General features: G+C 36.1%; 15 protein-coding genes. 11 read left to right on the top strand and 4 right to left on the bottom strand.

What is annotated here, in order from left to right:
- Positions 1–76 precede the first annotated feature (76 nt).
- The gene (msr(D), locus tag D7D50_RS07195; protein WP_000420313.1) at positions 77–1,540 is read left to right on the top strand and encodes an ABC-F type ribosomal protection protein Msr(D); all 1,464 of its coding nucleotides are present in this window, start codon (positions 77–79) and stop codon (positions 1,538–1,540) included.
- A gap of 117 nt (positions 1,541–1,657) precedes the next feature.
- Here the strand turns inward: msr(D) and D7D50_RS07200 are convergent, their stop codons facing one another.
- From D7D50_RS07200 to D7D50_RS07215, 4 genes are read right to left on the bottom strand one after another with little or no spacing between them, the layout of a single operon-like run.
- Positions 1,658–1,957, bottom strand: coding sequence for a DUF5960 family protein (locus D7D50_RS07200; protein ID WP_001072467.1), 300 nt, complete (start codon positions 1,955–1,957; stop codon positions 1,658–1,660).
- Positions 1,944–2,312 (bottom strand): hypothetical protein, encoded by a 369-nt coding sequence (locus tag D7D50_RS07205; protein WP_000567222.1) that lies wholly within the window; start codon positions 2,310–2,312, stop codon positions 1,944–1,946. Before D7D50_RS07205 ends, D7D50_RS07200 begins: the two co-directional genes overlap by 14 nt.
- Positions 2,313–2,324: 12 nt before the next feature.
- Entirely contained in the window at positions 2,325–2,660 is a 336-nt protein-coding gene (locus D7D50_RS07210) for a DinB/UmuC family translesion DNA polymerase (RefSeq protein WP_000806926.1), read from the bottom strand.
- The gene (locus D7D50_RS07215; protein ID WP_120701860.1) at positions 2,657–2,902 is read right to left on the bottom strand and encodes a hypothetical protein; all 246 of its coding nucleotides are present in this window, start codon (positions 2,900–2,902) and stop codon (positions 2,657–2,659) included. Before D7D50_RS07215 ends, D7D50_RS07210 begins: the two co-directional genes overlap by 4 nt.
- Positions 2,903–3,406: 504 nt before the next feature.
- Between D7D50_RS07215 and D7D50_RS07230 the strand changes: the two genes are divergently transcribed.
- The 10 genes from D7D50_RS07230 to D7D50_RS07270 all read left to right on the top strand — a co-directional run bounded on the left by D7D50_RS07230 (position 3,407) and on the right by D7D50_RS07270 (position 12,185).
- Entirely contained in the window at positions 3,407–3,970 is a 564-nt protein-coding gene (locus D7D50_RS07230; protein ID WP_120701861.1) for a hypothetical protein, read from the top strand.
- Positions 3,971–4,087: 117 nt separating this feature from the next.
- Positions 4,088–4,966: a hypothetical protein gene (locus D7D50_RS07235; RefSeq protein ID WP_120701862.1), complete on the top strand. Its 879-nt coding sequence runs from the start codon at positions 4,088–4,090 to the stop codon at positions 4,964–4,966.
- Positions 4,967–5,246: 280 nt separating this feature from the next.
- The gene (locus D7D50_RS07240) at positions 5,247–5,855 is read left to right on the top strand and encodes a Type 1 glutamine amidotransferase-like domain-containing protein (RefSeq protein WP_120701863.1); all 609 of its coding nucleotides are present in this window, start codon (positions 5,247–5,249) and stop codon (positions 5,853–5,855) included.
- Positions 5,856–5,928: 73 nt separating this feature from the next.
- Positions 5,929–6,420: a phosphoribosylanthranilate isomerase gene (locus D7D50_RS07245; protein ID WP_023023574.1), complete on the top strand. Its 492-nt coding sequence runs from the start codon at positions 5,929–5,931 to the stop codon at positions 6,418–6,420.
- A 367-nt stretch (positions 6,421–6,787) separates the two neighbouring features.
- Positions 6,788–7,807 (top strand): DNA/RNA non-specific endonuclease, encoded by a 1,020-nt coding sequence (locus tag D7D50_RS07250; RefSeq protein WP_120701864.1) that lies wholly within the window; start codon positions 6,788–6,790, stop codon positions 7,805–7,807.
- A 120-nt stretch (positions 7,808–7,927) separates the two neighbouring features.
- Positions 7,928–8,104, top strand: coding sequence for a hypothetical protein (locus tag D7D50_RS10165; RefSeq protein ID WP_023023570.1), 177 nt, complete (start codon positions 7,928–7,930; stop codon positions 8,102–8,104).
- On the top strand, positions 8,104–8,715 hold the full coding sequence (locus D7D50_RS07255; RefSeq protein WP_023023568.1) for a Fic/DOC family protein: 612 nt from the start codon (positions 8,104–8,106) through the stop codon (positions 8,713–8,715). The genes D7D50_RS10165 and D7D50_RS07255 overlap by 1 nt, the downstream gene beginning before the upstream one ends.
- A 259-nt stretch (positions 8,716–8,974) precedes the next feature.
- The gene (locus D7D50_RS07260; RefSeq protein ID WP_120701865.1) at positions 8,975–10,726 is read left to right on the top strand and encodes a glycoside hydrolase family 13 protein; all 1,752 of its coding nucleotides are present in this window, start codon (positions 8,975–8,977) and stop codon (positions 10,724–10,726) included.
- A gap of 79 nt (positions 10,727–10,805) precedes the next feature.
- Positions 10,806–11,345: an RDD family protein gene (locus tag D7D50_RS07265; RefSeq protein WP_120701866.1), complete on the top strand. Its 540-nt coding sequence runs from the start codon at positions 10,806–10,808 to the stop codon at positions 11,343–11,345.
- Between the two features lie 147 nt (positions 11,346–11,492).
- Entirely contained in the window at positions 11,493–12,185 is a 693-nt protein-coding gene (locus tag D7D50_RS07270; protein ID WP_117744348.1) for an Ltp family lipoprotein, read from the top strand.
- Positions 12,186–12,455: the final 270 nt, after the last annotated feature.

Genomic DNA, 12,455 nt, shown 5'->3' on the forward strand with positions numbered 1-12,455 from the left:
CTTCCTGCTAAAATCGCAGGGTTTTCCCTGCATACAAGCAAATGAAAGCATGCGATTATAGACAGGAGGAAATGTTATGGAATTAATATTAAAAGCAAAAGACATTCGTGTGGAATTCAAAGGACGCGATGTTTTAGATATAAATGAATTAGAAGTATATGATTATGACCGTATTGGTTTAGTAGGAGCAAATGGTGCTGGAAAAAGCACTTTACTCAGGGTACTTTTAGGAGAATTAACTCCCCCAGGATGTAAAATGAATCGTCTGGGTGAACTTGCCTATATTCCCCAGTTGGACGAAGTAACTCTGCAGGAGGAAAAAGATTTTGCACTTGTAGGCAAGCTAGGTGTTGAGCAATTAAATATACAGACTATGAGCGGTGGTGAAGAAACAAGGCTTAAAATAGCACAGGCCTTATCGGCACAGGTTCATGGTATTTTAGCGGATGAACCTACGAGCCATTTAGACCGTGAAGGAATTGATTTTCTAATAGGACAGCTAAAATATTTTACAGGTGCACTGTTAGTTATTAGCCATGACCGCTATTTTCTTGATGAAATAGTAGATAAAATATGGGAACTGAAAGATGGCAAAATCACTGAGTATTGGGGAAACTATTCTGATTATCTTCGTCAGAAAGAGGAAGAACGTAAGAGCCAAGCTGCAGAATACGAACAATTTATTGCGGAACGTGCCCGATTGGAAAGGGCTGCGGAGGAAAAGCGAAAACAGGCTCGTAAAATAGAACAGAAGGCAAAAGGTTCTTCAAAGAAAAAAAGTACTGAAGACGGAGGGCGTTTAGCTCATCAAAAATCAATAGGAAGTAAGGAAAAAAAGATGTATAATGCTGCTAAAACCCTAGAGCACAGGATTGCGGCCTTAGGAAAAGTAGAAGCTCCGGAAGGCATTCGCAGAATTCGTTTCAGGCAAAGTAAAGCATTGGAGCTCCATAATCCATACCCTATAGTCGGTGCAGAAATTAATAAAGTATTTGGGGATAAGGCTCTGTTTGAAAATGCATCTTTTCAAATTCCGTTAGGAGCAAAAGTGGCGTTAACTGGTGGTAATGGAATCGGAAAAACAACTTTAATCCAAATGATCTTAAACCATGAAGAAGGAATTTCTATTTCGCCTAAGGCAAAAATAGGTTACTTTGCACAGAATGGTTACAAGTACAACAGTAATCAGAATGTTATGGAGTTTATGCAGAAGGATTGTGACTACAATATATCAGAAATTCGTTCAGTGCTAGCATCTATGGGGTTCAAACAGAACGATATTGGAAAAAGTTTATCTGTTTTAAGCGGTGGAGAAATTATAAAATTGTTGCTTGCTAAAATGCTCATGGGTAGATATAACATCCTAATAATGGATGAACCCAGTAACTTCCTTGACATACCAAGTTTAGAGGCTTTGGAAATACTAATGAAGGAGTACACCGGAACTATCGTGTTTATCACCCACGATAAACGATTACTCGAAAATGTAGCAGATGTAGTTTATGAAATTAGAGATAAGAAAATAAATCTGAAACATTAAATTTAAGGTAGTCGCTGGTCAGTATAGTCTGTTCTGGTTGGCGACTCCATTGTTAAAGAGTATAAAGACTTTAGATTTTATGAATATTAAAAATAGGAACAGTCAATTGAACTGCTCCTATTTTTCTGCTAAATATATTGTAGTTTTCTTATATGTATAATGATAGATTAGCGGATTCTCATCTACGGTACTTACTTCAAATATGAAGAAGTGATCGCGGTTATCTCTGGACTTTTCCTTATTGAGGACAAAGTAATTCTTACGTGAAGTCGCCATTGTTTTTAGGATATCATCAGTTAGGAAGGTCAATGGAATATTCATGTTAGAGTAGCGGTAGAAGTCACGTTCAAAATCTTGGTAGCTCTCGCTATAATAGTCCATTTGTAGGTGATTACGCTGAAACTCAAGCTGATTCATAGAGCACCTCCTCGACAAGTTCAATACTAATAATGTCTTTTAATTTCAAATTGATGTGACCTGTTGTAGTTTTTATCAAAATGAAATCTTTGGTCAGACTTGGTATTGTTCCAGTGTAGGAAACACGCTTGTTTTTTTCAATCACTTGAATGCGTGTGCGTAGCTGCCCGGCGTATACTTGACTGAGGAGTAATAATTTCTTCTCTAGTGATAAGTCAGACATGTACGTTACTTTGTTTGTATCATCAGAGAGTGCTGATGCATGTTCAGATAGGAAAAAGCCCATCCATTTTTGCATCTTTGTATCCTGGTACTCTCTTGCTGATTGAAATGGTAAATATGAACGGTCAATCATATCAAATCCTTTCTATGCAGAGGCAAGGGTATTTTTATCAAATTGAATCGTAAAACCTTGAATTCCCCCACCTGTGTAACATTCTTTAAAGCGATTGATTACCTCAGTATAGATTATCACAGATGAGCTTGTTGGCTTAATGCTAAATGTAAATTCCAATGGTAATCGGTTTTCAGATTTAGCATGTACTAGTCGTATCGATATTTCAGTTGTTTTGAGTTTTCTCTGACGAAGTTTTGAAGTTGCTGTTTCAACGATTCCATGTAAAAATCTTTCAAGCATTTCAATATCATTACATCCTTTGCTACGGATTTCTGAAAATTGTACTGTATTTTTTTCTTGTTTCATTTTAATCCCTCCAATCCACCCGCGGAATGACCACCGATAAGTTTACTGCGTTCAATATTTCTGGAACCTTCAGTTAGGACGGTTCCTTTTTGTATGGCTAAAAAACCAAACTGTTCTCTGACAACATTAATAGCTGTCTGAAGTCTATTATCTTTTTCAATTTGTTCTACATCATCAAAGAGTGATAGTAGAGTATAGCTTTCATCTACGAAGCCACTATAAGATACACCAATTTGTCTCACTGCACCAGAGGTGTATTTTTTCGGAATAATACAAGTACATGACTCACCATTGTTTTGGGGAGATTTGCGGGTTCAATTTTATTCTGAGCATTTATAGATTTTTTCATCTCAGTCCTAGAATAGCCAATATGAATAGAAACGACAGTAGTCAATACTAGGGCTACTGTTCCGTTCCACAGTATCATTTAAAAATCATTTTCACACCCTTTCGTCTATTAGTATAGAAGAAAGCTCTCAGCACCACGTGGAGTGTGTAGCTTTGCTGGTAAAAGCCTAGAAACCTTGTAACGAAAGGGGTTAAGAAAAGCCTTGTAGGTAAGGCATTTTCTTGTTTAGTGGGGAAGTATCAAAGTGACCACTCATATCGTCTACTAGGTTTGATAACTTATTTGAGATGAATTCTATTTCCATAAACACTCTGGGGATGTTTTTGTTACCAAAGATAATAAGTTAATGGGAATAAATGTCCCCCCCTATTACTAGTTTAATAAAATGGAGAAGATAATGTGGACTAAACGAATACATTATTTAACAGAAGTAAATGAACTTTCGGATTATTTAAAAAAGGTAAATAATTTTACTGACTGTATCATAAGCTCTTTCAGTTTTAATAGTGACCAGCAATTTTTATATCTAACAATTGAAGAGGATAGAACCTCAAGTGATTTTACAAACTCTTCCTCACTAGTTTGGGATTTAAAGTGTGAAGGTGTTAGTGATTTCCTCATGAAAGATATGGGTGGATTATCTAAATGGTGGCTTCATGCTCTATACCTTGAAGACAATTACCTTCATTTTCATCTTTTAGATGGCTATTTTTCATTTAAGGTAACTGATTTTAAATTGGGTATTCCTTATAGCTCTAAAACTTCAATTGGGAATGATATTCAAAGATTACATATAGATTATTTACTTCAGGAATTTAAGGCTGGAAAGAATATAGACGAAACTTGCTTCTCGTTTGAAAGTGATCCTATAACAGAGTTTCGGTATATTGGTTATTCAGAAAATGATCCCTTGCCCTATTGGGCGGGTCTATGTGACTTACCTGATGGTAGAAGATTTTAGACTGCTGATGAACTTTTTGAAGCAAAGATTTATGATGGTAAATCACTAAAAGAGAGGTGGGATGAAGTTACTATTTATAGTATCTATTCTTTTCCACTTGATGATTGGTTGAGTTGTTTGCCACATTCCGTTGAGATAACTGTTTATGAACCAGAAGATGATTATGCTCTGTATGTCAATGGTGTTGAACTTGAGGGTTTTATTGATGAAGATTCTATATGTAAGACATGTGGTGCTAATCAATGTTATTTGGACGATTATGATGAGTATTTTTGCCCCTATTGTAATATATGGATGTATAAAGATTATTGGGATAGAGACGAAACACATTATTTTAAAAGAAGACCCCTAGAACCAGAGTTGTTATGGAAACCATGTAAAGAATTGAATTTTTGTAATGTTCGATTCTTTCCAAATGATAAAGAATATGTGTACTATTGTCCTGATGAGTCAATAGAGAAATTTGATTGGATTGAAGTTCCTGTTGGGAACAGATCTCAACTAAAAGAAGCACAAGTTACTGAAGTTTATAAAAGACAAGCAAATAAACCGCCATTTCCTCTTGAAAAAATAAAAAAAGTAGAACGAAAACTATCTACTATAAACGAAAAAATAATAGAAACCAAAAACAGTTTAATACGTGAAGGAATTATCTGTGATTTATCAAAAGCTAAAGACGCGATAAATTCTAAACAAGCTTATGATATCCTAAAAACACCAATCGGAAACTTTTGGTTAGAACTTAATGGATCCCCCATAAAAATTTCCATTGGTTCACATTATCCAAATAATGATGATAAATACTATGTGGAGGCTTCTTATTACATAAAACCTCTCAATCCTCATTTTGAAAAGTTTAAATCATTGACAATCTGCTCAGATATTGATTTAAGGAGTGCTAGATTAATAGATAATTTAGGTGGTGAACATAAAGAGGGTTATAATTGGCAAGTAGATAATATTGATCTAGGTATTGTGGCTCATCCATATTCTTAATTAGAACAGGAAGTCTCTGAAACACCCGTTGGAGTTCCATATTATGCAGAATGGCTTGAAGAATATAAAGAACTCTATGGATTTACAGTTGCTTGGAAGTATTTTGTTTCTGATGATGATTTGTCAGTTTGGTTTAATACATAAAATTTTTTATTCAGTTGAGTGTGTAGCATTTCTGGTTCGTCTTTAGTCAGTCAATAAAAAGAATATTATGTTTTAAGAAAAAATTATAATTTCAGAACGTGGTCAAAATTTATGTATCTTTAGAAAGTGTGAAAGATTGGACGAACAAATTTTTTTGATAGGTGGAAATCCGCCGATAAAGAACCATACGATTGTTAATAAAATTGTTTCATCAAGGAAGATCGAAAGAATTGTCATTTTTACAGTTTATCGAGAAAATTGGGAACCGTACATGAAAAAGTACACGGAAGTTTTTCAAAGTCATTTTCCTAATCTAAACGTTGATTACCTGCTCCTGGACACTGAGCAGATTGATTTTGATAGCTATCTAGATGCTGATCTAATTATTATCGGTGGTGGAAATACGGAAAAATATATAGCTACTTATGTCAATCAGGAGTTCAAAAAATATATCGATCATATGCTTAAAAAAGAGGCGAAAATTATAGGATTTTCTGCAGGAGCCCTATTATTAGGAGAAAAAGTCTATGTCTCACCAAATGATAATTCAGATCATCAGATAAAGATAAAAGATGGATTAGGACTCTTTAATCAGTTTTTAATTAGTGTCCATTACGATTCATGGAATGATAAAGCTAATAGGGATAAAGCTGAAGAACTCGTTAATGTTCCCATAATTCCACTAAATGATCATTCCTGTCTTGTATTAGATAAACTTGGAAATATTATTGAGAAAATTGACTAGTTTTCATTATCTAAATCTTGATTTAGGTAACTAAAGTGTAAACGAACATTTAGATGAAAGGTTTAGAGTAAACATGAGTCTCTTATTTGAAGAATTTAAAACCATTTGTTTCCATTTAAATCGAGTCGGAATTATACCGACACTGATGGGTTCTTTGGGATTGGAGTTTAGAACGAAAGAAAATTGGGGGCCGTCTGACATTGACATTCATGTGCCTGGTGACCCTAGAGGTTGGGAAGCACCTGATCATCTCAGAATTTATGACTGGGACAAGATAATGAAAGTGATGAAAGACTTAGGCTACGTCTTAATAGATATTCATGAGCATGAATTCCAAAAGGATCGAGTGAGTGTTGAATTTGGAAGTATCGATTCCTTACCTGATTTTGCAGGAGTTTCGGAATCGGATATAGATCTTATTCACATTGAAGGAATCACTTTTCGTCTTCCAAGTATGGAGCAGTATCTAAGTATTTACAAAGCTTCTTCTCAAGACTCCTATCGAAATGATCACAATGACAATAAGGATTTTAAAAAGATCGAGTGGCTGGAAAGACATTTGTAAATTATCATATGAAAAGTAGTAAGTTGTAAAACTGACTGCTATGTTATTTTTATTGGTCATTAAATTTATACTATAGAAAAATCTGTCCAATTGATCTAATCATAATCAAATAACAAGTAGGAACATTCATGTTTAAATCCAATAAGCTGATTATTTTTTTAATTTCCCTTCCTTTCCAGTGCTTTCGACAAAGTCAAAGCAATTTTTGATGATGCTGGTGTTGATGTGGACTGGTTGTAAAAACTTACTAAAGAGGATCCATTGTTTTATTTAATCAAACTAAAAATTGAAATCTAAACCGAATTTCTATGTTTGTAACCGCTTTTTTCTGCTATAATAATACTAGATAGTAATGCGGGAGTTTATTATGGTTATAAAAGGTTTTTTTAAAAATGTCATCGTTGGGATAGTCGCGGTTTTCATGTCCTTAATCTTTGTTCATGGGGTTCAAGCTCAGCAAACTGGACTCGATTACCAAAGTCTTAACCTGTTACCTTTTACTGGTAGCAAGCAGCTCGTTCTAGGTGAGTTTGATCATTTAGGTCGTGCAACTTCAGCACATATACAGTTACAAGACAAGGATGAACCAAAGCAGAAAAGAGAGCCACGGCTTACCTACAATCCAGTAGGCTGGCATAATTATAAGCTGTCCTATGGAAACAAAGGGAAGAAGGCCTGGTTGTTCCATAGAGGGCATCTGGTCGGCTATCAATTTAGTGGCTTGTCTAATGAAGGGAAAAATTTAGTTCCCTTAACTGCCTGGACCAATAGTGGAAATTATAGTGGCACTGCTGATAGTAATAATGAGGGGATGCTCTACTATGAAAAGCGCTTGGATAGTTGGTTGGCGACTCACCCTCATTATTGGTTAGACTACAAGGTGACCCCGGTTTATGAGGGTGATGAATTAATTCCGAGACAAGTCATCTTGCAGTATGTTGGGATTGATCAAGAAGGAAATCTACTCCGTATAAACCTAGGAAGTCCAAAAGAATCTGTAGATGCTTATGGGATTACCACTGTTACCTTGGACAACTACTCTAAGAATGCAACGATTGATTATGTAAAAGGAACAGCAACTCCATCACTGGTTCCGACTGAGCCAAGTAGTCAAGCACAACCTGCCAGTCCTCCTGTAGAGACCCAACCAAGTCAAGCTCCTCAACCGAGTCAATCAGTAGAGCCAGCTCAGCCAGTTCAACCTGTGGAGCCTACAGAACCAAGTCGTCAATTGGCTCCAGTAGTATATGTGGCAAGAAATGGGAGTGCGGATGTTTATTGGTATTCTTTAGACAACATGCCTCGCAATACTAATTTTTCTAAGGTTGTTCAGATGTCAGAAGAGCAAGCACTAAGTCTCGGAAAGAGGCATACAAGTAAGGAATGAGGATCAGTTATTTTGATAATAAGAAAGCCCAATTGCTGGGCTTTTTGTTGTAGGGTAAGTACTAAATAGGAGAACTAAAATGATTGAAAATATGCTATAATAATAGGACGGAGGTAGAATATGACCTTAGATGTAGATAAAGAAAAAATGATGATTATGGGTGTGGTTTTTGACAACAAAAAGGTTTTTAAGAGCGTCTGGTTTGCTCTGAGCACCAATATGATTGAAGGATGGCATCCCACGGTAGAAGACGTGGAGCGACTGAGAGAAGAGGCAGTTGCATTAGGAGTTGGATAATGGTCAGAAAAATATATGATGGGTATGATTATATAGACCCTGATAATTTGTACACCTATCCCCATTCATCTGTTCTCATAAATAAATTTAATGAGAAAAATGATAATAAAGCACGAGAATTAGAATATCGTTTAGTAGCAAGTCAAAGTTTAAAACTGTTTATTAATCCAATTGAAGTAAATACTGTTTCAGATATTTTAAAGATTCATAAGTTTCTTTTTGAAGGAATGTATACTTGGGCAGGTCAATACCGTCAAGTAAATATCTCTAAAAGTGGAAATGCTTTTATGCCAGTTCAGTCTTTTGATATGGCAGAAAAATTTTTAAATACTTTGCTTTCAAACTATTTACTTAACGCAAATAATAAAATTGAGATTTGTAAAAGTTTAGCTGAGATATTAGATAATCTAAATTATTTTCACCCATTTCGAGAAGGAAATGGTCGTACTCAACGAGAAGTTATCCGTTCTTTAGCTTTGATGAAAGGTTATGAATGTGAAATTTCAATTGGTTTAGATGATGATATCTATCACTTATATATGGATGGAACAGTTTATGGAGATACTAGTAAGCTCGAACAACTGTTCAATAAACTATTAACAGAAATATAGAACTGTAGTATATTTTAGTAGGAAACAGTATAAAGTGATGCTTATAAGGTAAAGTCATTGCTTCAACAAAAATCTTTAAGCCCAATCGTTGGGCTTTTTATGTGCAATACAATCTTAAAAAAGTTAGAAGTTATGAATGATCTCCTCTAATATCTTGCAAACCTTTTCATAAAGTTGTATACTAATAAATGATTTTGTGTAATCGTTTGCATAAATTGATAAATGATGAGAAAAGAAATAAAAGTAGGAGACTAGACAGATGGAATTAACAGCTATTTATCATCGGCCTGAATCGGAGTACGCCTATCTTTATAAGGACGGCCAGCTCCACATTCGCATCCGGACCAAGAAAGAAGATATCAAACGGATTGTCTTGCACTATGGGGATCCTTTTATTTTTATAGAGGGTCTTTATGAGGCATCCAAGGAAATGGATAAAGTGACGACAGACGACCTATTTGATTACTGGCAAGTGTCGGTATCTGTTGGCCATGCTCGGATCCAGTACCTCTTTGAATTAGAAGATACAAAAGGACAGAAGGTCTTGTACGGAGATCGAGGTGTGGCTTCCTATAACAAGGAGAACCTTGAATTCGTCATGAACGGATTTAAGCTTCCTTTTATCCATGAGATTGATGGTTGTGCTGTTCCAGATTGGGCGGCGCAGACGGTTTGGTACCAAATCTTCCCAGAACGCTTTGCCAATGGGAATCCAGCCCTTTCTCCGGAAGGCGTTCGCCCTTGGGATGCATCAATTGCTCCTAAAATATTGGATTTCTTTGGTGGAGATTTACAAGGGATTATCGATCACTTAGATTACTTGCAGGAGTTAGGGATTACAGGGCTCTACCTTTGCCCGATTTTTGAATCTCCGAGCAGTCACAAGTACGATACCATTGATTATTTTGAAATTGATCGACATTTTGGTGATAAGGAGACCTTCCGACAGCTAGTGAAAGAGGCCCACGCGCGTGGGATGAAGATCATGCTGGATGCCGTCTTTAACCATATTGGCTATGATTCACCTCAATGGCAGGATGTGCTCAAACACGGGGAGAGTTCGATATACAAGGACTGGTTCCACATCAAGGAATTCCCGGTAGAGACTGATAATTTGTGGAATAGTCGCGACTTGTCTTACCATGCGTTTGCCTTTGCGGGCTATATGCCCAAGCTCAATACGGCTAATCCAGAGGTGAAGGCCTATCTCTTGAAGGTGGCGACATACTGGATTGAAGAGTTTGATATCGATGCTTGGCGTTTGGATGTGGCGAATGAAATCGACCATCAATTCTGGCGCGATTTCCGTAAAGCAGTCTTGGCCAAGAAACCGGACCTCTATATCCTCGGAGAAATCTGGCATTCGTCCCAACCTTGGCTCAATGGCGATGAGTTCCATGCCGTTATGAATTACCCGCTCTCTGAAAGTATCAAGGATTATTTCCTGCGAGGACATAAGGAGACACAGCGCTTCATTTGGGAGATCAATAGCCAGTCTATGTACTACAGGCAGCAGATCTCTGAGGTTATGTTTAATCTCTTGGACTCGCATGATACAGAGCGCATCCTGACGACGGCCAAAGGTGATCTCCAGTCTGTTAAGTCTGCTCTCGCTTTCCTCTATTTGCAACGCGGTACGCCTTGTATCTACTATGGAACAGAGCTAGCTCTCATCGGTGGTCCAGACCCAGATTGCCGCCGTGTCATGCCATGGGAGCGCGTGGCAGCTGACAATGACATGCTAAACTTTATGAAGGACTTGATCCAGCTCCGAAAAGAAGTAGCGGGCATGATTCAGTATGGTAAAGTGAGTCTGGAAGAAGTGGAGCCAGATGTGGTGGCAGTGGAATGGCAATATGAAGGTGATATTCTCAAAGCCTACTTTAACCACTCAAAGAAAGACGTTGTCTTAGAAAGAGGACAGGCAAATCTGATCAGTCTTGTGAATATATCCGATGGTCGATTGATCATTCAGCCAAATGGCTTTGTTATTTATAGAGAAGATAAGTAGGTTTGAAGACTGCAATTGCTAGATTGCAGTCTTTTTTTATAAATAGTTTCTTTATTCGTACCCTTATATTATAATGGAGATGAGAAAGGGGGAGACGGTGATGAAGATGTTAGCAATCAATCCTATTTCGGTTAAAAAAAGAATGATAGAATTTCTATTCGATTATCTTTTCATTCTAACTTATTTAGTTTTTCTGTTTATAGTTTCGATGCTTATTTACATTATTTTTTTTAATGGTGTCCCAGAGTTTACAGAAATTCAGTCGCAGTGGCTCGTATTTTTTACCTCTATTTTACCAATCACACTCCTTTTCACATACTTGGATTATGCAAAAAATGGGAGTTTTGGGAAGGTAAAAGCAGGACTTGAACTGGTCTACCAGAAAAAAACAGTACAAGCTAGCTTGATCAGAAACACCATTAAATTTTTACCTTGGCAACTCGGTCATATGGGCACAATTCATGGCTTCTATAGTAATTTTGATGGATTATCCATTATCCTCTCTATTTCGGCGACTTTACTAGCAGTTTCCTTACTAGCAATGACGCTGTTTAGGAAAGATAAGAGGCATCTTGGAGACCTGCTAGCCCATACGCAAGTGCAACTAAAAGGTGACTAGGATACAGATTGTCTATTCTGTCCTAAAAGAAAAAATACACATAGTTAGGAAGTATCTGTATAAATGAGATCGTTGAGTTTACAATATTGCTTTATTAAGAACAAAATAACAAATTAATTTGACTACAAACAAGTAAAGGTATTCATTATGAAAGAATTTTTGAAATTTATTTTTTGGATGTTTGTTTCGATTTTTGTATTGATGGTAGTAGTTGTAGCTCTTATGTTAAATAGTTATGATAGAGCTTATGAGAATGCTCATAAGCATTCGAGTTATTCATGGAAAAAAGTAACTTATCCTGTAGAAAAATACTCTAATCCAATTGATGAATATAATGATAATTTCGAATTATTATTTAATTTGCTTGTTAAAAAACTTTTTTCTCCAACTTTAGTAGAAAAAGAATTTAAAAGGGCATATGAAACAGCTAAAAATCTGTCAGCGGATTCTCCTATTTCGATGCAGGCTATCAAAAATAAAATAAAGATTTATAATTATTCAGAAGGCGCTAACCAGTACGCTGTATATAAGCTTAATATAGACTGGAGAGAGCAGGCTGTTTTAGCAGCAAAATCACTTCAAAAGTATCGTTATTCAAAAGAAAAGTTAGTTGAGCAACTGATAAATGTTGCACTATTTACTCAAAAAGAGGCTGACTATGCTGTAGAACAAGTAAATTTCGATTGGAAGGAGAATGCTGTGAAAGAAGCGGAATCTTATGTAAACAGTGGCAAGATTTCGAAAGAAAAGTTATTAGAAATACTTGTTGAGAATAAAAAATTCACTCAAGAAGAAGCTGAGTATGCTATAGAACATGCCAAAATAGATTTGTTGGATTAGACAATAGTTCTAGTATTTATTTAAAGACCTTAAAAGAGGTTAATGAAGCTAAGATAGCTGCGGTAGAAAGTTATGAAAAGTGGCATAATGAGCATAAGGACACAATTACTATTTATGATCGCTATTTGAACAGTGATGATTTCAAAACAAGTTCAATGAAAACTATACAAGATCAACTGAAAACATTTTTAATGGACCATCACTACTATGAAGTAGCTATTCCCCTGATTAGACAATTAAGTAAGAGTTACGATCATTATTATAAAAAAC

This window comes from Streptococcus koreensis (assembly GCF_003627135.1).
GTDB lineage: Bacteria > Bacillota > Bacilli > Lactobacillales > Streptococcaceae > Streptococcus > Streptococcus ilei.

Coding starts and splice junctions, on each gene's coding strand:
- D7D50_RS07200 (WP_001072467.1), bottom strand. CDS start 1,957: ATGAATCAGCTTGAGTTTCAGCGTAATCACCTACAAATGGACTATTAT.
- D7D50_RS07205 (WP_000567222.1), bottom strand. CDS start 2,312: ATGATTGACCGTTCATATTTACCATTTCAATCAGCAAGAGAGTACCAG.
- D7D50_RS07210 (WP_000806926.1), bottom strand. CDS start 2,660: ATGAAACAAGAAAAAAATACAGTACAATTTTCAGAAATCCGTAGCAAA.
- D7D50_RS07230 (WP_120701861.1), top strand. CDS start 3,407: ATGTGGACTAAACGAATACATTATTTAACAGAAGTAAATGAACTTTCG.
- D7D50_RS07245 (WP_023023574.1), top strand. CDS start 5,929: ATGAGTCTCTTATTTGAAGAATTTAAAACCATTTGTTTCCATTTAAAT.
- D7D50_RS07250 (WP_120701864.1), top strand. CDS start 6,788: ATGGTTATAAAAGGTTTTTTTAAAAATGTCATCGTTGGGATAGTCGCG.
- D7D50_RS10165 (WP_023023570.1), top strand. CDS start 7,928: ATGACCTTAGATGTAGATAAAGAAAAAATGATGATTATGGGTGTGGTT.
- D7D50_RS07255 (WP_023023568.1), top strand. CDS start 8,104: ATGGTCAGAAAAATATATGATGGGTATGATTATATAGACCCTGATAAT.
- D7D50_RS07260 (WP_120701865.1), top strand. CDS start 8,975: ATGGAATTAACAGCTATTTATCATCGGCCTGAATCGGAGTACGCCTAT.
- D7D50_RS07265 (WP_120701866.1), top strand. CDS start 10,806: ATGAGAAAGGGGGAGACGGTGATGAAGATGTTAGCAATCAATCCTATT.
- D7D50_RS07270 (WP_117744348.1), top strand. CDS start 11,493: ATGAAAGAATTTTTGAAATTTATTTTTTGGATGTTTGTTTCGATTTTT.